The following is a 20,885-nucleotide window of genomic DNA, read 5'->3' as shown; positions in this document are numbered from 1 at the left end:
ATCGTTCATAAACAGTAGATCATTACGAGGGCAGATGCCACCATATGCGTTTAATGTCACCATCGTGGATGCGGAGGTAGTAGCTCCAATTTTACCCATTGACGGGATTGACCGCATCAAATAGCTGTGAACCAAGTCATACTGGCCGAACTCCATACGTTTTTGATTTATTGCCGCATTGAGTTGCTCAGGAAAGTTCGAGAACCGACCGTTTGAGAGATCTAACTGTTCGATATCGTATTCAAATTTGGTTCCAACCGGTTCGGTGTCGGTGCAGTACACCGTGATGTCATGGCCACGAGTACACAACCCCTCAACAATTTGTGTCGCGGAGTGGGTTGCTCCCGATCCTTTGGATTGCGGGGAACTGGGATGAATAAATGCGATTTCCATACTTTGTGATATCTTATTAGAGACGGTTATGTTGTATCGCATAAAACTGTACGTATTTGTCTCCACCAAGTTGAAGAGCGAGAGACCGAAGTTTACATCTAGACCGCAGCTGATTTGGAGACGCTCGAAGTTGTCCACATGAGCTCTCTCCCGACCGATCAGACCTCAACGCGATGCTGTTCGCAAAGGAAGTGCTGAAGCGGTGTCGCGGTGAACCTATCGTTCTTGTAGATTGTGACTTTGTTACAACTGGACGCTTGACGAACTTGAACTGTGCAAGTCACGCTGTGAAACGTGAGACGAACGGTCGCTCGTCGAAGCCCGGTTCCCCTTCACAAATACTGAACCAGCCTCTTTTACTACTGGTTCTTCCACCATAGATTCTGGAAATCTAGATTGCGGGGTCAAACCTTCGCCACATTCCACAATTCGATTTTCTGACCTAGACATCCTTACGCTTATATAGTTGGACTCACTTAAAAAGGAATAATGGCAGGTATTTGTGGGATCATAGATTCCCAATATGATTTTATCAATGACCTTACGAATTCAATCAATACTTTTGATGGTCAGCAGCAGTCAATATTTTGTAATGACCATCTAGAAATTGGATATGTAGACCATTCGACCGAATTTGATGATCAACCAGTAGCCACAAAAAACGTCTCAATATGGTGCTGGGGAGATATACTTGGACATGAATATAGAGGCAAATATACTTGCAATCCAGATGATTTAACTGATGCAGAATATTGTGGTACTCTCTACGAAAACTATGGGTCAAATTTTATTGCAGGGTTAAACAGTGAATTTTCAGGTATTATTTACGATCATGAGCACAAAACTGTTTCTATATTCACAGACAGGTTAGGTTCCCGCCCATTATATTATACGCGTGCCACGGACGGTTCTGTCGTTTTTTCTTCGATCCTACAATCGCTTGCTACACACCCGGAGGTAGATTTGAAAGCAAATCCAGATTTTCTTTCTGAATTTCTCACGTTCACCAGTGTATATGGTATCTATACGCCGGTAAAAGGGATTAAAAAGGTACCTCCAGCTTCAATTTTGACTTTTGATAAAAATGGTGACCTTATCAATAAGTGCCAATATTGGTGGCCAGTTCCAGCAAATAATAAAGCCTCGTTTGCAGAATATAGAGAGGAATTCAAGCACACATTCCTTAATGCAGTTCGTGAAAGATCCGATCCAAATCGTGAACAAGGCTTGTTATTAAGTGGTGGCGCTGACTCGAGACTTATTCTGGAAATCTTAGGAGAGGATACTACATCTTTCCATATGAACGAAAATTTGGAAGGAAATAATGAAGCTCAAACAGCCAAGAAGGTTGCACAAACAGCCGGATCCAGGTTCAGTTTTCTTAAGCGTGATGATGAGTATTATTTTAGAGGATTTGATAAACAAAACGAAGTTAACTCTTTGAGTGGATTTCTTCACGAGGCCCATGCTATAGGATTTGCTGACGAGTTACAAAACCAAACTGAAAATATATTTTCCGGACATTATAGCGATGCGATATTATCAGATACTTATGTACCCAAAAGGGAACCCATGTCAGACCTTAGTAGACATCTATATCCACTATCTCGGCCCAAAAAAGTTGAGAATTCTGATGAATACATTTCCATAATAAAAGAGGGGGAATTGGAGAATATAGTATTCCCATCCCCTATTTAGACAAGTGTCATAGTGCAATCGATGTTTTGGATTCGAATATCGAAGATACAGGAAAAACAATAATCTTTCAGGGAGTGCCCTTTCCATCATGGGAATCAATCATTCAATTTGGGATGATATACCCGATATCAAACACTAGGACCCATATTTTCTATAACAACCTCAATCAGATGAGGCCAACAAAATATCCGTTTTTAGACAACCGTATCATTGATCTTGCACTCCGAATGCCAACCTCACATCGGTACAAGAGAAATGTTGTTGAAGCTACCCTATCAGATCTTAATCCATCTCTTGCTTCAATTCCTCACTCTGGTCATGGTCTTCCTCTTTATTATCCATATTATATAAAGCACTACTTTAGTAGAGCCACAGGGTTGTGGGAAAAAATAATGGGTAAGAGATCATCAAAAGAGATCAACGATTCAATAGGTGGGGGTGGATCATGGCCCAACCATGGTACATTAATCCGCCAACATAAATCTGTTAAGAAATATATGGAAAAAAATGAAAATCAAATTCGTTCTTCTCCATACTTAGATTACAACGCGGCCAAAGAATGTTATATAACCCATCTCAACGGAGAAAGCCGTGCAAAGCAACTGTATGGCTTAATCGGAGTTTTGGAATCTCCATTAGAGCTGGATGACAAATGACTCTGATATAATTAGTCTATGTAGATGGGCGTGCTGAATCGCTACACTACGGTGGAATTGATCAGTTGACGGTTCGCTTGATCGTATGGGTCATACACATCAGAACAATTTCACACATAATCTTGTACAGCACTTGTTGATCTCACAGCGTAGCTTTAGTCAAGTATGTTACCGCATCTATCCCCTGTAGGGGTGCTAACTTTACTTAGATTACTAGGTACGTGATGCAGTAGAGGACTACTTCAACGTCGACACCAAGACTTACGACGGCCTTGATCTCGATTGAGTCGCGGAGGAGGCGCTTAGCAATTCAAATTGGAACAAATCGGGTTAAACGTTCAATTTATTCTTTCTCACGGCTCATTCATCGCGATAGTTCCCCCAACTAACAATCTACTTCAGGAAGAAACCCACTATAATTACTTATTTCATTCGGCTAAATCTGTATCCCATCAATCCAAGGTTCATCGGGGAGATTCCATACAAGACATTTGGCTAATTATTTTTCGAGTGAAATTACGAAGTGTGTTTCTTTTTTTGTCGACTTCTGACTTCAACTTGGACTGGAGGTCATCCGAAGAGGCCATATCAAAAAGCTCCTGTAATTGTCTGGTGGTAACACGATCAATTCGAACATTGAACTCACCCATATCAATTGATTGAGCAAAGTCTTCGTTCTTTCCTCGATAACCGATTGATATGAACGGAGTGTATGAACAGGCCCCAAGAATACTACCGTGTAGTCGTTCCGCAATCACCAGTTCACAGGTTGCGTATTCATCAATAACTCCACTAACGTCTGGAACCGTACAGTAGTTTTTGAACTTTGCGTTAGGTATGTCTCGCGCCAGTGCAATATGGAGAGGTATATCATCGGGCTTGAGTGGAATGAATACAAAGGTGTACTGATCAGACCTTGACTTACAGATTTCTTTGACCGAGTCTATATATTCGTTAGACCCTCCCCATTTTTTTCCACCGTCACGGAGTGTCACCGCAATCTTTTTGTTATTCATCAGTTCATATTCACTTGGTTCGAGTATTAACGCAGTATCGCCTGTTATTTGTGATTCTATGTTATAATCTTGAAGTAACTTGTGCGATAAGGGGCCTCTAACTCCTATTTGGCCCACACTCCTTAATTTTTTAAAATCGTCGGGTAATATATAACGGCCTCTCTTACCGATCGTATCTTTAGTCACCCTTGCGAGGCCAGATTTCCCAAGGTAGTAACCGAAATCAAGAGTAGAACGTTTGCGATTGTAGAAACTAGGTTGTTTCACACCCACACCCACACCAGCGGAGGGTACTTCAGCAAAGTCGAGTTCCTTCGGTGGCCATATTGTCCCCCCGCCAAAGAGTTCTAATGAGACTTCTCTTTCAATGTGATTCTCTGGGACGAGAACGTAATTTGGGAATAATTTCTCACACGCGCGATAAATTGCTTCATCTCCCAAATTGTTATGTCCAACCCAGCCATGATAAGAAATTATATTATCTTTCATCTCTATTATTCACTTTTGAAGCAGAGCTACATAAATTAATCTTATTCGGTGCCCTTCGCCCAGACTCTTGTTGTCTTGCCATTACCTCCTCCCCTGAAGATCGCTTTGTTAATTCCATAGTTGACACCAAATATCACACACATTACGATTGAATTGCATACAGGTTCGCATACTGCTCCCCATTGTCAATAAGTTCCTCGTGTGAGCCAACCTCCGTAATCTCACCCTCGTCCATCGTATAGATCCGATCGGCGTTCTCCACCGTTGACAACCGGTGCGCAATAGCAATCATCGCGTAATCCCGATCCATCGCTTCAATCGCCTGCTGGACCTCCTGTTCCAGATGTGAATCCAGGTCGCTCGTTGCCTCATCCAGCACCAATAGATCCGCATCCGTCAACAGCGCCCGCGCCAGAGACACTCGTTGTTTCTGCCCGCCGGACAGTCGAACGCCCTCATCGCCGAGTTGCGTGTCGTAGCCCTTTGGCAACTCGTCGATAAATTCGTCAACTTTCGCGATCTGACACGCCCGATCGATCTCGGCCCGCGTGGCGTCCCGGTTCCCGACCGTCAGGTTGTACCGCAACGTATCGTTGAAAATAAAGGGATTCTGCCGTACGACTGCGATCCGATCGCGCCATTCCTCAATATCCATCTCCGAGACCGGAATCTGATTCCCTCGAATCTCACCCCGGTCGATCGGATACAACCTGGCCAACAGCGAGACGATCGTCGATTTGCCGGCTCCTGACTGCCCGACGAACGCGACGAACTCTCCCTTCTCAACCTCGAAGTCGACTCCCTTCAACACCTGCTCGTCCTCGTTGTAGGAGAACTGGACGTCGTCGAATTCGACGTGACGGATCTCGCTTGGGACTTTTCTCGTCGCCTCGTTCGACTCTTCCAGCCGCTCCAGTTCCTGAATGAATCTTTGGGTCCGGACCAGATGAGCGAGCTCGTTTTCGATTTTGTAAAAAATCTCGTTCAGCGCACTCACTTTCGGACCGAGCTGGTACATCGCGAACAGGAACACACCCAGTGCCCCGACTGATAGATTCGCCAGCGTGAGTGCGAAGAAGATCAACACGAATACTGACACCGCGACGCCGAGGTTGTAGAAGTTCTTCAGCGCGGCCTCATTCCGCCTGAGCTTGATTTTGTTTGTGGTGTAGCGACCCACCGCATTGGTGAAGTCCGCGTACATTTCCTGAGCGAGGTTGTAGATCCTGACTTCACGGATCCCCTGTGTCCCTGCCTGTGCTGCCCCGTGTCGCCGTTCGTTAGCATCCGCGACGATGTCACCGAGTTCGTATCCCGGTTCAATAACTCGCCGGAGAAACACCGTCAAGAATCCCAGAATACCGATCGCGATCGCGGTCAACAGCGGCGAGATGATAAGTGCGATCAACATGTACACCGCCGACAAGAACAGCTTCTCGAGGAACCGCACGGAATTTTTGATCACCCGCGCTCCGTATTTGGTTTCCGTGATAATCGCGTTCAGAATGTCGTCCGATCCCTCCTCGTCGAAATACCCAACACGGGCGTCTAGTGCCTTCCCGTATGCCCGATTCTGTAGATTCTGGATGTAGTAGTTTGTCAGCGCGGCCCGGAACCACGCGACGAAAAAGCTCGTAGTGTATCGAACCGTCATCACCGTTGCAACCCCCACGACCACGTACCCGAGCGTGAACGGAATCCCGAGCGTCTGATAGGCCAGCACGAAATACGCCATCATGCCGTCGGCCTCCGCGACGGGGTCGTCAAGTTGAACGATCTCGATAATCGGCATAATGAAGCTCAGCCCGACCCCCTCCAGTACCGCAGCCAGCAGTCCGAGTGCGACGATTATGACCGAGAACTTGGGATCGAACCGGGCGACGTCAAGGAGCGCGTCGATTTTTTCGCGGCGAGAAACCTCTTCGGTAGCATCCGATGACATATGGTTGGCAATCGAACTAATGTGTGCAACCGAACGGGATAATTGCTTCGACATACAGGCACGTCCCGCGGTCTATGCAGAATGTTCACCGCGGTTTCCGTATACCAGACGCGGTCGTTATCTATCACGATGACAAGAACCGAACGACGTCCCCCGACCCACTCACGACCGCAACACCAGCGGTTCGTACCACTCTCGGTTCGCCTCGTACCATTCGATGAACCGCTCGATCCCCCTCCTGGATCGTCGTGGCTCGTAGCAGACCAGCTCGGTGGCCCTTGAGGCGTCGGCTTGGGCCGCCTTGGCGTCGCCGGTTCGCGCCTCGGTGTACTCGATCTCCAGTTCGGGATCGATCGCCTCTCGGATCTCCTCTGTGAGAGTCCGGATATCACTGGTCCCCGTCGAGTCGACGTTCATCACCTCCTCTTCGCCTGTCCCCATTCTCATCAGCGTCCGGTTCACCGGGACCGCGTCGTTGACGTAGGTGAAACCGCGGATCTGCTCGCCCGAGCGGCAGATCTCCGGTGGCTTGCCATTCAGATCCTGTGAGACGAAGTTCGAGATCACCATGGTGGGTCGAATCCGTGGCCGTACAACCTGAGTGAGCGGCATAGCCAAACGGTCTCTGCAACCGGCCCGTTTCTTAACCCGCGCTGATTAGACAGTACCGTTTTTCCAGTGTTCCTTGGACCTCGGCCAATCGACTTTCAAGAAGGTTTATTTGAGGGTAATAACATATCCAGACCATGGACGCCATCGTCCTCGCAGGGGGGTACGCGACGCGACTCTGGCCGATCACGAAACGCCGGCCGAAGATGTTTCTCCCGATCGGCGACACCACGGTGATCGACCGGATCTTCGAGGAACTCGAGGCAGATGTCCGAATACAGGACGTCTACGTCTCGACGAACGCGGCTTTCGCAGAGGAGTTCAACTCCCACCTGGCCGATTGCCCATACGAAAAGCCTACGCTCTCAGTCGAAGAGACAACTCACGAAAACGAGAAACTCGGCGTTGTCGGTGCGCTCGCACAACTGGTCGAGCGCGAGGAACTCTCCGAGGACACGCTGGTCATTGCGGGTGACAACTACATCAGTTTCGACGTCGGCGATTTCATCGACCACTTCGAGTCTCACGGTACGCCAACAATCGCCGCCTACGATGTCGGCACGCCGGAGAACGCCACTCAGTACGGAGTCGTCGACGTTGAACACGGCCGTGTCGTCGACTTCGAGGAGAAACCCGACAACCCGCAGAGTTCGCTGATCTCGATTGCCTGCTACGGCTTCCCCGCCGAGGCACTCGAGCTCCTCGAGACGTACCTCGAGAACGGCAATAACCCGGACGAACCCGGCTGGTTCCTCCAGTGGCTCCAGGATCGCGAATCGGTGTACGCCTTTTCATTCGATGGTGCGTGGTTCGACATCGGGACGCCGGGGTCGTACCTCGACGCAGTCTGCCACTACCTCGAGGGTGACTCTTCGATTGCTTCCACTGCACGAATCGAGAACAGTCAGATCGGGGAGAATGTCCACGTGATGGGTGGCGCGGAAGTCGTCGATGCGGAGCTTGAGCGGGCCGTCGTCTTTCCGGAGACGACTATCACGGACGCGTCCGTCCAGAACAGCATCCTTGACGGGGCAAGTGTCGTCGAGGGGATCGATCTCGACGGTAGCGTAATCGGCTCCCACACGAAGCTCCGAAACCAGCGGTCACGGGAGCGAATCGAACAATCGCTTGAGATCGTGTAGCTGCGAGCGATGGACTGATCAACCATCCACCGACGATAGCGTCCTCACTTTCCACCCCGGATGGAATAAAACAGGTTGGTGGGTTCGGAAAAGGTGGGCAACGCCCTCAACCACTTTGTTTGCGAGGGATCAGCAAGACACGCCACGTCTCGAAGAGTAAGGACCGCAGGCCGAAGCGACCGGCAACACACTTTCCGACAAAACGGATCGCCACCTCGTTATTATCAAGAGCACGGTCGTCCCGACAAGCATCGAGAACGTACTTGAGCCAGCAGTCAAAAAAGGTGCCATCGGAAACGAATAAATCGAGGTCGAGATGAATCCTGAGTTCCTCCGCGAAGGGAGTGCAGTCACGGACTTCCTGCACCCTAACAAGCTCGTTATCGGCACGAACTCCAAGTGGACGACTGATCGGCTACGGGCCCTCGATGTCACCGATTGGGACGAGTTCAGTGAACTCCACGACGAATTTGATTAGATCGCAACGCCGATCGTGATCGACATCCTACGGTGTATCGAGCGCCGTAGTGGGATCATCTATGATGGAGTTACCTAGTAACTGTCGTCTCTAATGGAGATGCGCGTCAGAGTCAGATGCAAGTCGATTCGGACCGGCCCAACCGAATCTGTCGAGCCCGCTTATAGCGCCGTAATTTCGCTCGAGTGTTCGTCCAATCGTTCAGGTCCGCATCGACAGACGCCCTGGACATCTTTGCGTCCACGGTCACCTGATCGACGGTCTCGGGCGTATCGGCGTCATATCGTTCCTGATACGTCTGGATTCGCTCAAGTAGGCTTTCGATGCGACTCTCGAGTTCGGCGAGCGAGTGGTCCTGTGCGAGGGCTTTGACAGTGTCCCACTCGAAGTATGCGTCGTTGCGCTCGTATGTGGGTGGGTCGCCGCTGTGTTTGATGACAACGCCGAGGCTGACGAAGGACTGGATGTACTCGCGAGCGCCGGCCGGATCACACTCGGTACGAGCAGCGAGGTCAGCGATCGTGAACGGTGACTGCCTACGGAGGATCTCGTTGTACAACCGTGCCTCGATGGAGCCCTCGTCGAACGGGTTTTCGATCGCCGACTGCAACTCGTCCGGTCCGGAGTCCATCATGTCCACCACGTCACAGCCGTCGCATAAATTTCCTTCACTGTTCTCGCCGGACGACGGGTTGGAGCGTGTCGATCGGCCATCGAACCACTGCCCAGCACTCGCGGACGCCCGGCCGGCCATCGGCGAACCAGACGAGCCCCGCCAGCCCGACAAGGCCGAGCCCGATTAGCGCCTCGGGTGCGAGCAGCGATGGATAGGCACCGAACAGGATCTGTCCGGTGTGTTCGATCGCGCCGGTGTCCGTCCCCATTACTTCGGGTGCCGATTCGTTTGTCGCTACTGGCCATAGCACACTCTCGAGGCTCCACCCGGCGGCCGGATACGTCGGAATAACGTCGGTGAGCAGATGCGAGAGATAGCCGATCGCGAACGCTGCCCCCAGCGCGGGCCGTCCGTACCGCCGGGCGACCACGACCGCACCGATCGCGAGCGGTCCGCCGACGAACACCGAGTGGGCGACCGACCGGCCGCTCGGGACGAGGCCGACCTGCCACGCCAGCGGCTTGTCGATCAGATCCGGTAGCTGGGAGGCCAAGAGGACGACGAGGACGGCCCACCCCGCCGCCGGTCCACCCTCAGCCCGACGGGCATACCCCGTGTAACAGAGATACGCGACCGCCGCGTGTTCCCACGGCAACATACGCAGGCGTTCACGGCAGTTGTATATGGAGGCTTTGCAACGGATCTGCCCATGTTACCGTCTCGAGGTGGCTGCCCACGGGGAGCTGTGTGGCCCGATAGCGAGCCACCCACTGGAACGCTCACTCATCACACTCAAAACAACCCCCAGAGTTGTCCCAGATGGCACGCCTGCCGACACCCACCACCGGTCTGGAGAGACCGTCACTGCGGGTCCCGACTCGCGTAGCCAATGGGTTGGAGACAGCACCCGGCATTGCCCCAGCGGCGAGTCTCGCCGACGGGTGGCCGGTTCCGCCGGTTCGACTCCGCGTACCCGACCGAAGACAGCGCCGGACTCACTCCTCGCGGAGCTGGTCTAACTCCTGATCGACGTCGACCACCTCGATTCGTTCTGCCGGTTCCGAGTCAGCATCGCCGTCTCCGTCGCTCGAATCTGAGGCCGCGGCCAGATACGCGTCGACCCGGCGCCAGACGGCGTACGTCATGGCGCCGGCCGCACACGCGACCCCCGCGTAGGTGGCGATGAGCGCCTCGGTCCCGAACTGGGCTTCCACTATGGGGCCAGCAAGCCATGCGAACACCCCGACACTTACGAATAGGCCTGCGGCCAGCGCATCGTAGCGACTCATAATACAGATTGGTGGCCCGGATCGCCATCAATGACTGGGTCCCGATGAACGCTCGCTGCTGCTCTGCCGACTGGGTGATCCGACGGGACAGACTCGAGTCGAGGACGGCACCGTTCCGGTCCGGGGTACGACCGTGATTGGGCCGCGATGCGTGGTCTTCTCGCGAGAGTTCCACTATATCCAAATACCCCGGCGGGAAACCCACCGACCAGTCGAGCCCACAATGAACTGGCAGTATCGCGACACCGTCCTCCTCCTCTGTACGCTGGCGTTCTTCGTCACGTACTTCGCGCGGGTCGCGATCAGCCCGGTCGTCCCGTTTATCACGGACGACTTCGCCGTCTCGAACACCCAGATCGGATTCGCCCTGTCGGGGATGTGGATCGCCTACGGGCTCTCGCAGTATCCCAGTGGCGTCCTCGCCGATAAGTTCGGCGAGAAACGCGTTATTTTGCTCTCCGTCGGCGGGACCGGCGTCCTGAGTGCCCTCGCCGCCATCGCCCCCGTCTTCGCTCTTTTTTCCTGGGCGTCGTCGGTATGGGCGCGGCCGCCGGCCTCCACTACACCGTCGCGTCGACGTTGCTCTCAAAGACGTACGACGACATCGGCCGAGCGATCGGCATCCATTCGCTCGGGTCGCCGGCCGCTGGCTTGCTCGCGCCGATCGCCGCCGCTTGGATCGGCGCGCGGTACGGCTGGCGGCCCGCCATCGCACTGGTCGTCCTCTGTGCGGTCCCGGTCTTCATCCTGTTCCTGTGGCGCGTCGAGCCGACCGAGCCCCAACAAGACGAGTCTGAAGAGCAAGCGGACGACCGTGGAACTGACGAAGCATTCCTGTCCTTGCTTGCCCGCCCACCGATCGCGTACGCGACCATCGTCGCGATCCTCGCGATGTTCGGGATCAACGGCCTGATCTCGTTCCTCCCGACGTTTCTAGTCGAGTTCCACGACTATACGCCCACCCTGGCCGGCGTCGTCTTCTCGGCGTACTTCGTCGTTCGCGGCGGCGCCCAGATCGGTGTCGGAGAGCTCTCGGACCGATTCAATCGGGATACCGTCGTTGCCGGTTGTCTGCTGCTTGGGATCGCGTCGATGCTCGTGTTCCTCGTCGATCCCGGTCTGCCGATGATCATCCTAGCGACCATCCTGTTCGGGACCGCGACAAGCTTCTTCGCCGCCCTCGAGCCCAAAGTCCTCGACGGACTGTCCGAAGCTGAACGCAACGCTGGCTTTGGCGTCTTTCGCACGGTATATATTGTCGTCGGGTCGACCGGCTCCATCGGTGTCGGTGCGTTCGCGGACGCTCTTGGCTGGTCCCAGACGCTGTGGATCCTCGCCGTGTTGTTCGCCGCCTCGTTTGCCCTCGTCATGGTTAATCGCATTTTCGGACTTGGGTATTGATCATTCACGTGTTCTCGACACGGCTCTGGACCACCGTTACTGACTGAAAGAGTGTGGGGTGACAAAACCCCTTGCCCGTCACACAGAGCAAAAACACTCGAGATAGCCTGCTCGAAGAACACACCGGCCTCGAGGGTGTGCAAATTGACTGTCGTTCAAGCCATAGACAGACGATATCATGAACTTACGAGTGGTCCCCGTAATTGAACTTCCCAAGAACGCGGGGTCACCATGCAGACGAATATTTAGAGACAGAATAGCCCATAACTTGAGGATTCAAGGAGCATTGTAGTGTCAAGCAGACTCCTTGTGAGATTTTCACTAATGTTGTTTGCATCTCCACTAGTAGTGATAGGTGTGATTCTATTCACTCATCAATTTCACCCATAGCGTTACTACCTTTGTCAGTAATTTCATATAGACCACGGGTTACTTGCTCGACGTACCCCAATCGGGCCAGTCTAACAAGTACTGTATTCACGTCTCCCTTCTCCAATTCTGTTTCCTCTCGGATCAGATATGGATTCGCTCGACCGTCAGCCATCACTTTGAGTACGGCTTGATCACGGTCGTCCAGCTCAACCATATTCAATACTGATGTTGCCATGACTATCAGCGTAATCGTTTAACGGCTACACCGGACTTCCTGTAAACTTACTCCGTAAGAACTATGTGGGACAAGATACTAAAATATACTAAGGCACGGGACACGGCCAGACGAAACCTCTGAGCCGGCGGCGCACCACCGCCGCCGACCATGCCTTGATGAGAAGGCGATGTCATCTACGACTACCACACACGAAACGATTTCGGATGTACAGCAAGCTAACATCATACTCGAGCGTTTGGGAAGGTCCCACAGCTACTGTGGACAAGAAGGCTTCCACCATCATGCCCCCGAGGTCATTAATCACGTAACACAGAGCTGTGTCGAGCAATTACTCCCCGAGAATTCAGGACTAGTCTCACGGCCGGCTAAGATCGTCCACACCGAAGCACTCGAGGAAACCGACAACCGCAACGTCAATCAGTGGCCCGCATATTCGGCCAAAAACAGAACGAAGCGCCCACTCCCTCTGGAGAAGTACTCAGACGAGGTGACTGCTGATGTCCGATAGTGACCACCTCACAGTTACCATCACCCTCGAGCGCCCAATCACCCCAGGCGACCTCGAGCACGCCTACTGCAAACTGGAGGAAACCCTCGAATGACCGTTACCCTCCAGTGGTCACCGACAAACGGCCCGCGCCGAAAACTCACGATCAAACAAACCGACGACAGCTGGGTCCGCATCGAAACCGTCTGGGACGGCCAGCAGTGGCGCGAAACGGGATACGAACAGATCGAGGACCCGACCGTCCACACCAACCTCCCAAACACGAATCCAACCCCGCCGACAATAGAAACCCTCTGTTCCAGAATCCACCACACGTGGCAAACCGAGAACCCAGAAGTACTCCAGTTCAACACTGAACAGCCGATCGTCATCGCAGCTAAAAACACGACACTCCGATACTATAGCCAACGATCCACCCACTGGAAGTCGATCGACGACGCCACACTCCAACGACTCATCCGCAAACACGGAGTTCCAGCGGTCACATCACTCGCCGACACCCCATACAGCCGCAACCAACTCGAGCAGGGTGGCCTCGATGAGTGACCAACACACACTCAGAACGCAACTCCGAGCACTGGTTCCAGATACGGAGGTCTATGTGAGCTGGAAAAATGCAGACGAGACCGTCTATGAGCAGGGGACGATCTGCAACTATGATCCAACGACCATGTTTCGGCATATCGAAACGGACGATCGGACCCTCCTGCTTAGCCCGACAGCTGACGAGACCACCGTCTCGGAGATCACAGCGACCGGACCAACCCGTCTCGGGGCGCTGAACTCGATCACATACAACAACCGACCGACCGAACCACTGCGAGTCACCAATGCCGGTATCGACGTCCCCTCGTATCTCGTCGGCTATACGGGCCAACTACTGGTCAGCAGCGGCAAGAGGCAGGAACTGTGTCACATCGCAGAGCCACCACTCGAGCGGTACGATGCTAGACTCTTTGCAGAACTCGACGCGGTCTTGCCGTCTAACTGGCACGAAACAACGCTCGTAATACGGCCGTTGGGCGGTCCAAGACGCAAATACGAACTCATTGACGACCGACGGGTCGACGAGTACACCCCCGAACAACAACAATACACTATCCTCGAGACGGTCATCGTCACCGTCCGAGAACTCTCAGAGGCGGTCTACGCTGATACTCGCCTCGACACTCGCACGTCCACGCGAATCGAGCGAAAACTGTTCGCACTCCAATCACAGCTTCTGGATATCCACCAAGCACTGTTCGAGCCTGCTCCATCGGAGCATCCGCTTGAAGCCGACGACGCGGACACGTACTCGTGGACAAGCTATACGGATGCTATCGAGTGGCTTGAGACGCAACTCGAGGAAGTTCGCAACCGCATCGAGGCCGACAACACGTTTGCGAGAGAGCGACTCAGATCCACTCCCCTTGGCCCCACTGTGTTCATATCTCTCGAAGAGATCCAGCAAACCCTTGACGAATACCCCGACCAGCCGCCAGCCGAGTGTAGCCTATCGACTGCTAAAACCGTTGAAAACCAATGACTGAAGACACCACCACTGATCCCGACGTCGCCGACTCGATCGCTCGAAGCCACCTGAGTAAAGCGTTCGAGACGCATCACACCACAACCGAGCACAGTGAGCTTGCCCGCTTTATCAGGACTGCAACATCGATCAGAGCCGCGCTGATAGATGACCACCGCCCGGACGAAAGCGACATTCGGGAGGCGCGCCACCAACTGCACCAGCTCAACAGACGGCTCAACGATCTCACGGCACTGTACGACATCTCCGAACCGTACAACACAACAACGACGGCACCAGAGACAGGCCAACTCAAGACACGAATCCCGGATCTGTCCGCGGTAAACGACCCCAATGGAGCCACATACAACTGCTGTCTCGAGTACGAAACGACGGCCAACGAGACCCACCGTCTCGAACTAACAGTGGGTCCCGACTCGAAGACGCTCGAGAAAGAGACGCCAACGACGGACGGAACCGAACGGATCGCCCTCGCAGACGCTACCATCCAACTGCACGCGATGGCTACCGACCCCGAGGATGGTGAGTCCGATGACTAACAAAGAGAAGTTCCCCCGCGAGGAGATCGAAGGCCGCGGGAATGGTGATGGACGCTGGCTCGAGTATCAACTCCAGCGTGCCTTCCAGCGGTGGGGCTACCGTGCAGAAATGCGCGAGACGGTCTACAATCTCGAGGTTGACGTCGTCGCCAGACGAAACAAGAAGCCCCGAAAGCCGTCTGATTGGCTGCTTGCCGAATGCAAAGACTGGGAGAGTCGTCCCGTCACGGCAGATGTCGTCTACAGACTGTGTATGCTCGCGTTCACCTGTCGTGCGATGCCCGTTCTGTGTCATACGACAACCCTGACTGAAGAGGCTCGCCGTATCGCTCGGAACTGGGAAGTCAGGGTTCTCACCCTCTCGGATCTTCACCGTGGTGCGCTTCCAGCACCAAGCGTTAGCGCGCCAACACACGATCTCTTCGACTACCCAGCACAACACACCGCGCGGGAAGGTCGTGGCACACTTCCATTGATGTTCCACTTCAACACCGAGAACCCTTTCAGCTATGTTCCGGGCTTCGAGCCTAAGGATCGAATGCATCGGTATCAGCCAATCGAGGACGAGGCTGAAGACGGGCCTGTCGATGGAGGGGATGAATAAGTCGGCTGTTCTGAGACGGTAACCACAACACGGCCGTAGCTGGTCCGCCCCGCTTCCAGCGAGAGCTAGGGGTTCAGACAGACGTGTTGTCCTGTAATCGCTGAAGGGCCCGCTTTCGAGGCCACGACCCCGTCTATAACCGCCGTTGTACGCCCGTTGATCGATTCACTGAGCACCAGCACTCCCATTCCAATCCGATGACCACTGAGAACACAGACACCACACCGACACACGAACAGTTCGCTGACGAACTCGCCTGCCTTCGCGACCGTATCGACCACCTCGAGACGGAACTCGATGCCAAAGATGACCGTATCGACGATCTCGAGCGCGACCGTGACCGACTCGAAGAGACAACGACCACGCTCAGAGAGAAACTCGAGGAGTGTGAACGCGAACGCACGCGCTGTGAGAAGGCCGTCGACGCAGCGTTGAACAAAGCCGGTACGAACAAAGACCGAATCGAGGAGCTCCAGTCACGCGAACTCGAGAAGGGCGCCCATCTCCAGACGGAGACCGTTGACGAACACGAAATCGAGGTCTCAGGTGATCACCTCGAGAAATTCACGAAAGACGATGGACAGACGTACTTCCGACTTCCCGAGAGTGCAGATCCACTCGATAACGGTACCGTTTCGCTGGCGTATGGTGATCTCCTGCCGATCCAGCAACTCGCACGGATGGATGACGATATGTTGCAGTCGACGACCAACGCACTGCCAACTCGGTTGGCTGCAACGCTCTGGAAAGCACGAACTGACTCGAGCATCGGAGATAATCCGTGGGAGACGGGCGGCAAGGGGATCAAGGACTACATCAAAGCGAGCGATCTGAAACACTGGATCCGTCGCCAAGAGCCCGGGACGAGTGAGACCTACGCAAAGAAACTCGTCTCGCGGACGATCGATGCCATGCTCGATCTCTCCAAACACCGAGTTGCGATCCGGAAACAAAACGAGCGCAAGAATGGCCTTGAGTATACAGAGCGCCGGTTGATCCTCCCTGTGGATGCTGAGATTCCGGGTGAAACATCGACTGCAGCGGACACTCCGGAGACAGCTGGCGTCCTCGGCTAACCATGGACAGCCCCTAACAGATCCCTCGAGAGAGGCCATAGCTCTCACAGCAATACCTGAGAATGGACGCGAAGCGGTTGGTTGGTGGAGTGGATAGCTTTTGGTACACCTCTCGAACAGTCTCTCGACAGTGTAGTCAGAGGACGGAGTTGCAGCTGTGTCCGACGACGACGGGTGTCCACAGATTCACGCCCGCCCTATAGGGCTGGGACTCCCTACTGTTGTGTGGATAGAATCGTGAAGGCAGGGTTCTCACGATACGAAATATATATCTACTATCTTCAGCGTATGAAACGCCCGTATCTGACTATTACTTCCTTTAGCGGGAATATTCAACATCCTACGGCCCGAACTCCTATCTATGTCACAATTTGGTAGGAAGCCACGCGTCGACGATGACGAGATCGTGGCAGTGTTCGATACTGCAGAGACGCCCGTTCTTACGACCAGTGGCGTCGCAGAACAGCTACCGATCAGCCGTCGAACCGCCCTCACCCGCCTGAAAGCCCTTCGCGAAGAGGGCCGCCTCGAGAGCATGGATGTCGGTGCGAAGGCGAAAGTGTGGTGGGCAGCTACTGATCAGGGCGACGAGAGTTCTGCGCCCGCCGAGCCGTTGCGTGACCTCGTCGGGATGCTCGACGAGGACGAGGCGGCAGCCGCCCGTGAGCGCTCGCAGGAGTGGCGTGAGTCGTTCAATCAGGAAATGGACGCATCGAACACGAGCGGGGCGTAACGACGGATGCTTCTCGATTCGACATTTGTCAACTACTCCACCCTACTTCGCTCACCCTGACGGGTTCGCTCGTGGAGGGTGGGGTTTGTCCATGAACTCGGCCTCAGACCCTTCCGGGTGGGCGGTGAATCCGCCACTTGGCGTCACCGTTCCAGACTTCAGGGCAAGCTGACTGTTGCCCGTCCGCCGAGACGACTGTTGGCCTCGACGGACATACCGCATTCCGATGTTCTTCGCTGCGTTGTAATCTGCGTTCGCCCCCGACTCGCACTTCACACAGTGGAAGTCATTGCGTGCCGGACGATTCTCGTCTGCCGTGAACCCACACTCGGCGCACCGTTTCGATGTGTAGGCTGAACCAACTTGCTTCACCAAAACGCCCATCGCTTTGGCCTTGTACTCCACCTGTTCGTACAGCGTTCTGAACGCCCATTTGTGTCCCCACGATGCGCCTATGCGATCACGGATGTCTGTCAGGTCCTCGAATGCGATCACGTCGCACTCATACCGAAGTGCTTCGTCCACAATTGCATTCGACGCCCGGTGTAGCACGTCCCGGACGTACCGGAGTTCCCGGCCACTCGATTGTTCGAGCGTCCGGTGGGCGCTTCGCGTTCCGGTCTGTTGGAGTCCACCACGCACTTTCTCAAACTCACGGAGGTTATGGGTTAGCTCCCGTCCGCTGAAGAAGTAGGCGGTGCTGGTGACAGCGAGGTTTTCGATACCAAGGTCAACCCCGAGGACCGTTCCGTCCTCGGCGGTGTTCCTCTCAGCATCGTTCTTGTGTCGGCGGAAGCCGATATGCAAGAAGTAGTCGCCGGCACGGGCGGTGAGCGTACTTTCCGTGATGCTCCATGTGTCTGAATTGAGATACTGCCGTTGGTAGCCATCGTCGGCGTCGGGGAGAGCAAGCTGACATCGGACTCTGCTCTCCGTTGTGGAGAGCGACACGGTATCGTCCTCGAACAACGTCATGGTCCGGGTATCGTACTTCACTGTGGGTGCAGTGAAAGTTGGCTTGCTTACCTTCTTGCCTTTGGACCGGCGTTCGATACAGCCGGTGATAGCTTGGGCCGCTTGGTGGGTGGCGAGAATCGCGTGCTGACTACCGAGGTCGGTTTGTTCGCGTACGTCAGCGTAGGCGAGGGGTTGCACGTCGCTTTTAGCGTTGCATTTTTTCCACGCCATGTCAGTGGCGATTTGGCAACCACGCTTCCACTCGGAGATGGTATCTTCGAGAAGGTCGCGTTGCTCGTCAGTGACTTCGAGACGAGTGATTGCCGTCCGACGCACATAGCCGTCTGCCACAGTTTCAATGTGATCGTGTGGCTAGTTAAAGATTAGTGTTTGTGATTTATACGAACGCACTCCTCCCCTCCCTACTCACTCGCTTTGCTCGTTCCTTAAGGAAGGGGACTCCGCGCTACCGTATCAGTTGAATGACCTCGTTCGTAGCGACTCCGACGCCGTCGACAAGCTTGAGGCACTAGTCGACGGGGAAGATCCAGTCGCAATTTCGTCACTCACGGTCTTCGAGGTCGGCGTCGGACTCCGAGGCGACAGCCAACGGCACAAGCCGACGTTTGACCGTGTGACCGACCAGATTGATGAAGTTCCGTTTGATTCTCGAGCCGCACAGCGTGCGCTCGACATCCAACACGACCTTCTCGACCGTGGCGAACCGATCGGTGCAATCGACGTTCTGATTGCGGGGACCGCTGCAACCCGTTCGGACGCGACTGTCCTCACCCGAAACGTCGACGAGTTCGAACGCGTCGACGCAATCGACGTAGAAACGTATTGACGACGACTGACGAAAACAACGGCGTCGACCCGAACGATCCGCGACCGTCCAGCACTACGGGCGATTCCGAGATGCGCCGTGGTACTACGAATATTGACGTCCTCCTACGGCTGAAGTGGTAGGATTCCCGGGCGTTGGGATATCACGGTTTGCAGTCGGCGACCTGTTCTCGGCCGGCTACTACGCCGGTGTGTTTGTCGAGCAAGCGGACTGCTGGCTGCGCCAAACCGCCGTTGCTCCTATCCTCGGCGTCGGTGACCCCCACCCATTGTTTTTGCCAGCAGGGAACCGACTAACCAATTTTAGAATAGCCTATTTCAGAATAGGCTACTCGGAAGTATTATCCTCTGGCGGGATAACATAGAGATATGGAGCGCTTCGTCAACCGGGAAGATGAGCTCTCACGGCTCCGCAGGTGCTACGATTCCGACGACGCTGAGATGGTCGTCATCTTCGGCCGGCGGCGCCTTGGGAAAACACAACTCGTCCAGCACTCGCTTGCCGAGCGCGATGATGCCGTCGTCTACCAGGCTACAGAAACCACGTCACAGATACAACTCGACGAGTTCGTCGACGTCGCTGCCGACACGTTTCCAGGAATCACGGATATCAAGCAGAACTGGGAAGCGCTCCTGGGGTATCTCGGCGATCAAGACGGGATTGTCGTCCTCGACGAATTTCCCTATCTGATCGACGCTGACGAGAGCCTTCCCTCGGTCATTCAGCGATTATGGGACCAGCGGTTCCAAAATACAGCGGGAACACTCATTCTGGTTGGCTCATCGATCAGCATGATGGAAGAAGCGACGCTTCTTGGGAACAGTCCTCTGTACGGGCGCTTCACCGAGAAACTTGATCTCCGACCGCTCGACTTCGCCGCTGCACAAGCGTTTGTCCCGGACGATTACTCCCCCGAAGAGCGTGTTTTCACGTGGGGAATTTTTGGCGGTGTACCATACTATCTCGACGGTATCGATCTCAATCAGGATCTTGGAACAGTCCTCACGAAGGAGGTGCTCTCTCAGAAAGGATATCTTCACAACGAACCAGAATACGTCCTCCGGACCGAACTCACAGACCCGAATCGGTACTTCGCGATTCTCACCGCACTAGCTGCGGGGAAGACAACATCGAACGAAATCGCCCAAACGGTTGGAATCGACGGGAAGCAAATCTCGACCTATACTCAGAAGTTAGAGCGGTTGCGGCTCATTGAACGAGAAGTTCCGATCACCGAGGAGAAAGCGAAGTCACGCCGCGGACGCTACCGACTCCTGGATCCACTTTTTCGCTTCTGGTTCCGTTTCGTCTACGGCAAAGAAGATCGATACGACCGTCTAGGTGAGGGTGCCTACGAAGCAGTTATCGAACCAGAACTCCATGATTTCGTCAGTCAAGAGTTCGAAACGCTTTGCCAGGATGCCCTCCCACGTCTGTATTCAGAGAAGCTGTTCCTCGATATCGGCCGCTGGTGGTACAAGGAACATGAAGTGGATGTTGTCGGGTTCACCACAGACGGAACAATGGTCGTGGGAGAGTGCAAGTTCACGAACTCGCCACTGGATTACCGTGCGCTGTCCTCACTTGAAGACCACGCGTCGGAGATTCGCTGGACGCCGGACTCCGGCGGAGTTGACACGGAATACGCGTTGTTCACACGGAGTGGCGCGACCCAATCTGTACAGGAAACCGTGTCCGAGCGTGACGATCTCCAATTATTCAACTTGAGTGATGTCACTGACTCATAGTAA

At 54.2% G+C, this 20,885-nt stretch carries 20 protein-coding genes and 1 pseudogene; 13 read left to right on the top strand and 8 right to left on the bottom strand.

Features of this window, described 5'->3' with window-relative positions:
* Positions 1 to 882 precede the first annotated feature (882 nt).
* Positions 883 to 2,091, top strand: a complete 1,209-nt coding sequence (locus NATTI_RS25720; RefSeq protein WP_081603677.1) for an asparagine synthase-related protein — start codon at positions 883 to 885, stop codon at positions 2,089 to 2,091.
* A gap of 26 nt (positions 2,092 to 2,117) precedes the next feature.
* The gene (locus tag NATTI_RS26250) at positions 2,118 to 2,747 is read left to right on the top strand and encodes a hypothetical protein (protein WP_152423974.1); all 630 of its coding nucleotides are present in this window, start codon (positions 2,118 to 2,120) and stop codon (positions 2,745 to 2,747) included.
* A gap of 464 nt (positions 2,748 to 3,211) precedes the next feature.
* Here the strand turns inward: NATTI_RS26250 and NATTI_RS25715 are convergent, their stop codons facing one another.
* From NATTI_RS25715 to NATTI_RS0121465, 3 genes are all read right to left on the bottom strand, one after another.
* The gene (locus NATTI_RS25715) at positions 3,212 to 4,252 is read right to left on the bottom strand and encodes a polysaccharide pyruvyl transferase family protein (protein WP_081603676.1); all 1,041 of its coding nucleotides are present in this window, start codon (positions 4,250 to 4,252) and stop codon (positions 3,212 to 3,214) included.
* Between the two features lie 142 nt (positions 4,253 to 4,394).
* Positions 4,395 to 6,194, bottom strand: a complete 1,800-nt coding sequence (locus NATTI_RS0121470; protein WP_006091982.1) for an ABC transporter ATP-binding protein — start codon at positions 6,192 to 6,194, stop codon at positions 4,395 to 4,397.
* Between the two features lie 162 nt (positions 6,195 to 6,356).
* A complete protein-coding gene (locus NATTI_RS0121465) occupies positions 6,357 to 6,764 on the bottom strand; it encodes a Rossmann-fold NAD(P)-binding domain-containing protein (RefSeq protein ID WP_006091980.1) in 408 nt (135 codons plus the stop codon).
* A 176-nt stretch (positions 6,765 to 6,940) separates the two neighbouring features.
* Here NATTI_RS0121465 and NATTI_RS0121460 point away from each other — a divergent pair, with 176 nt between their 5' ends.
* Together NATTI_RS0121460 and NATTI_RS0121455 are read left to right on the top strand one after the other, a co-directional pair.
* Entirely contained in the window at positions 6,941 to 7,945 is a 1,005-nt protein-coding gene (locus NATTI_RS0121460) for a sugar phosphate nucleotidyltransferase (protein WP_006091979.1), read from the top strand.
* Positions 7,946 to 8,261: 316 nt separating this feature from the next.
* A complete protein-coding gene (locus NATTI_RS0121455; protein ID WP_006091978.1) occupies positions 8,262 to 8,423 on the top strand; it encodes a hypothetical protein in 162 nt (53 codons plus the stop codon).
* 112 nt (positions 8,424 to 8,535) lie between these two features.
* Here NATTI_RS0121455 and NATTI_RS0121450 read toward each other — a convergent pair whose 3' ends face one another.
* The 3 genes from NATTI_RS0121450 to NATTI_RS0121440 all read right to left on the bottom strand — a co-directional run bounded on the left by NATTI_RS0121450 (position 8,536) and on the right by NATTI_RS0121440 (position 10,253).
* Positions 8,536 to 9,054, bottom strand: a complete 519-nt coding sequence (locus NATTI_RS0121450; RefSeq protein WP_244879987.1) for a DUF7342 family protein — start codon at positions 9,052 to 9,054, stop codon at positions 8,536 to 8,538.
* A gap of 37 nt (positions 9,055 to 9,091) precedes the next feature.
* A complete protein-coding gene (locus tag NATTI_RS0121445) occupies positions 9,092 to 9,697 on the bottom strand; it encodes a metal-dependent hydrolase (protein WP_006091976.1) in 606 nt (201 codons plus the stop codon).
* Between the two features lie 337 nt (positions 9,698 to 10,034).
* Positions 10,035 to 10,253 (bottom strand): hypothetical protein, encoded by a 219-nt coding sequence (locus NATTI_RS0121440; RefSeq protein ID WP_006091975.1) that lies wholly within the window; start codon positions 10,251 to 10,253, stop codon positions 10,035 to 10,037.
* A 298-nt stretch (positions 10,254 to 10,551) separates the two neighbouring features.
* On the opposite strand from NATTI_RS0121440, the pseudogene NATTI_RS0121435 reads away from it, so the two are divergent.
* Positions 10,552 to 11,729, top strand: a pseudogene (locus NATTI_RS0121435) (MFS transporter).
* A 367-nt stretch (positions 11,730 to 12,096) separates the two neighbouring features.
* On the opposite strand, the gene NATTI_RS0121430 reads toward NATTI_RS0121435, so the two are convergent.
* Positions 12,097 to 12,315, bottom strand: coding sequence for a hypothetical protein (locus NATTI_RS0121430; protein WP_019992124.1), 219 nt, complete (start codon positions 12,313 to 12,315; stop codon positions 12,097 to 12,099).
* A gap of 622 nt (positions 12,316 to 12,937) precedes the next feature.
* Here NATTI_RS0121430 and NATTI_RS0121420 point away from each other — a divergent pair.
* From NATTI_RS0121420 to NATTI_RS0121395, 6 genes are all read left to right on the top strand, one after another.
* Positions 12,938 to 13,393 (top strand): hypothetical protein, encoded by a 456-nt coding sequence (locus NATTI_RS0121420; protein ID WP_006091972.1) that lies wholly within the window; start codon positions 12,938 to 12,940, stop codon positions 13,391 to 13,393.
* Positions 13,386 to 14,375 (top strand): hypothetical protein, encoded by a 990-nt coding sequence (locus tag NATTI_RS0121415; RefSeq protein WP_006091971.1) that lies wholly within the window; start codon positions 13,386 to 13,388, stop codon positions 14,373 to 14,375. The genes NATTI_RS0121420 and NATTI_RS0121415 overlap by 8 nt, the downstream gene beginning before the upstream one ends.
* Positions 14,372 to 14,917 carry a hypothetical protein gene (locus tag NATTI_RS0121410; protein ID WP_006091970.1) on the top strand — a complete coding sequence of 182 codons (546 nt, stop codon included), beginning with the start codon at positions 14,372 to 14,374 and terminating at the stop codon, positions 14,915 to 14,917. Before NATTI_RS0121415 ends, NATTI_RS0121410 begins: the two co-directional genes overlap by 4 nt.
* A complete protein-coding gene (locus NATTI_RS0121405; protein WP_006091969.1) occupies positions 14,910 to 15,521 on the top strand; it encodes a hypothetical protein in 612 nt (203 codons plus the stop codon). Before NATTI_RS0121410 ends, NATTI_RS0121405 begins: the two co-directional genes overlap by 8 nt.
* A gap of 197 nt (positions 15,522 to 15,718) precedes the next feature.
* The gene (locus NATTI_RS0121400; protein ID WP_006091968.1) at positions 15,719 to 16,597 is read left to right on the top strand and encodes a hypothetical protein; all 879 of its coding nucleotides are present in this window, start codon (positions 15,719 to 15,721) and stop codon (positions 16,595 to 16,597) included.
* A gap of 361 nt (positions 16,598 to 16,958) precedes the next feature.
* Positions 16,959 to 17,330 (top strand): hypothetical protein, encoded by a 372-nt coding sequence (locus tag NATTI_RS0121395; protein ID WP_006091967.1) that lies wholly within the window; start codon positions 16,959 to 16,961, stop codon positions 17,328 to 17,330.
* 51 nt (positions 17,331 to 17,381) lie between these two features.
* Here the strand turns inward: NATTI_RS0121395 and NATTI_RS0121390 are convergent, their stop codons facing one another.
* Positions 17,382 to 18,638: an RNA-guided endonuclease InsQ/TnpB family protein gene (locus NATTI_RS0121390; RefSeq protein WP_006091966.1), complete on the bottom strand. Its 1,257-nt coding sequence runs from the start codon at positions 18,636 to 18,638 to the stop codon at positions 17,382 to 17,384.
* 127 nt (positions 18,639 to 18,765) lie between these two features.
* Between NATTI_RS0121390 and NATTI_RS0121385 the strand changes: the two genes are divergently transcribed.
* Both NATTI_RS0121385 and NATTI_RS0121375 read left to right on the top strand, forming a co-directional pair.
* The gene (locus tag NATTI_RS0121385; protein WP_006091965.1) at positions 18,766 to 19,134 is read left to right on the top strand and encodes a PIN domain-containing protein; all 369 of its coding nucleotides are present in this window, start codon (positions 18,766 to 18,768) and stop codon (positions 19,132 to 19,134) included.
* A 368-nt stretch (positions 19,135 to 19,502) separates the two neighbouring features.
* Positions 19,503 to 20,882 carry an ATP-binding protein gene (locus tag NATTI_RS0121375; RefSeq protein WP_006091964.1) on the top strand — a complete coding sequence of 460 codons (1,380 nt, stop codon included), beginning with the start codon at positions 19,503 to 19,505 and terminating at the stop codon, positions 20,880 to 20,882.
* Positions 20,883 to 20,885: the final 3 nt, after the last annotated feature.

Origin of the sequence: Natronorubrum tibetense GA33 (assembly GCF_000383975.1) — an archaeon.
GTDB lineage: Archaea > Halobacteriota > Halobacteria > Halobacteriales > Natrialbaceae > Natronorubrum > Natronorubrum tibetense.
The sequence above is the reverse complement of the archived record's forward strand: the minus strand, read 5'-3'. Positions and strand labels throughout refer to the sequence as shown.

Coding starts and splice junctions, on each gene's coding strand:
- NATTI_RS25720 (WP_081603677.1), top strand. CDS start 883: ATGGCAGGTATTTGTGGGATCATAGATTCCCAATATGATTTTATCAAT.
- NATTI_RS0121430 (WP_019992124.1), bottom strand. CDS start 12,315: ATGGTTGAGCTGGACGACCGTGATCAAGCCGTACTCAAAGTGATGGCT.
- NATTI_RS0121465 (WP_006091980.1), bottom strand. CDS start 6,764: ATGGTGATCTCGAACTTCGTCTCACAGGATCTGAATGGCAAGCCACCG.
- NATTI_RS0121405 (WP_006091969.1), top strand. CDS start 14,910: ATGACTAACAAAGAGAAGTTCCCCCGCGAGGAGATCGAAGGCCGCGGG.
- NATTI_RS0121395 (WP_006091967.1), top strand. CDS start 16,959: ATGTCACAATTTGGTAGGAAGCCACGCGTCGACGATGACGAGATCGTG.
- NATTI_RS0121460 (WP_006091979.1), top strand. CDS start 6,941: ATGGACGCCATCGTCCTCGCAGGGGGGTACGCGACGCGACTCTGGCCG.
- NATTI_RS0121410 (WP_006091970.1), top strand. CDS start 14,372: ATGACTGAAGACACCACCACTGATCCCGACGTCGCCGACTCGATCGCT.
- NATTI_RS0121415 (WP_006091971.1), top strand. CDS start 13,386: ATGAGTGACCAACACACACTCAGAACGCAACTCCGAGCACTGGTTCCA.
- NATTI_RS0121445 (WP_006091976.1), bottom strand. CDS start 9,697: ATGTTGCCGTGGGAACACGCGGCGGTCGCGTATCTCTGTTACACGGGG.
- NATTI_RS0121455 (WP_006091978.1), top strand. CDS start 8,262: ATGAATCCTGAGTTCCTCCGCGAAGGGAGTGCAGTCACGGACTTCCTG.
- NATTI_RS0121450 (WP_244879987.1), bottom strand. CDS start 9,054: ATGGACTCCGGACCGGACGAGTTGCAGTCGGCGATCGAAAACCCGTTC.
- NATTI_RS0121400 (WP_006091968.1), top strand. CDS start 15,719: ATGACCACTGAGAACACAGACACCACACCGACACACGAACAGTTCGCT.
- NATTI_RS0121375 (WP_006091964.1), top strand. CDS start 19,503: ATGGAGCGCTTCGTCAACCGGGAAGATGAGCTCTCACGGCTCCGCAGG.
- NATTI_RS0121420 (WP_006091972.1), top strand. CDS start 12,938: ATGACCGTTACCCTCCAGTGGTCACCGACAAACGGCCCGCGCCGAAAA.
- NATTI_RS0121470 (WP_006091982.1), bottom strand. CDS start 6,194: ATGTCATCGGATGCTACCGAAGAGGTTTCTCGCCGCGAAAAAATCGAC.
- NATTI_RS25715 (WP_081603676.1), bottom strand. CDS start 4,252: ATGAAAGATAATATAATTTCTTATCATGGCTGGGTTGGACATAACAAT.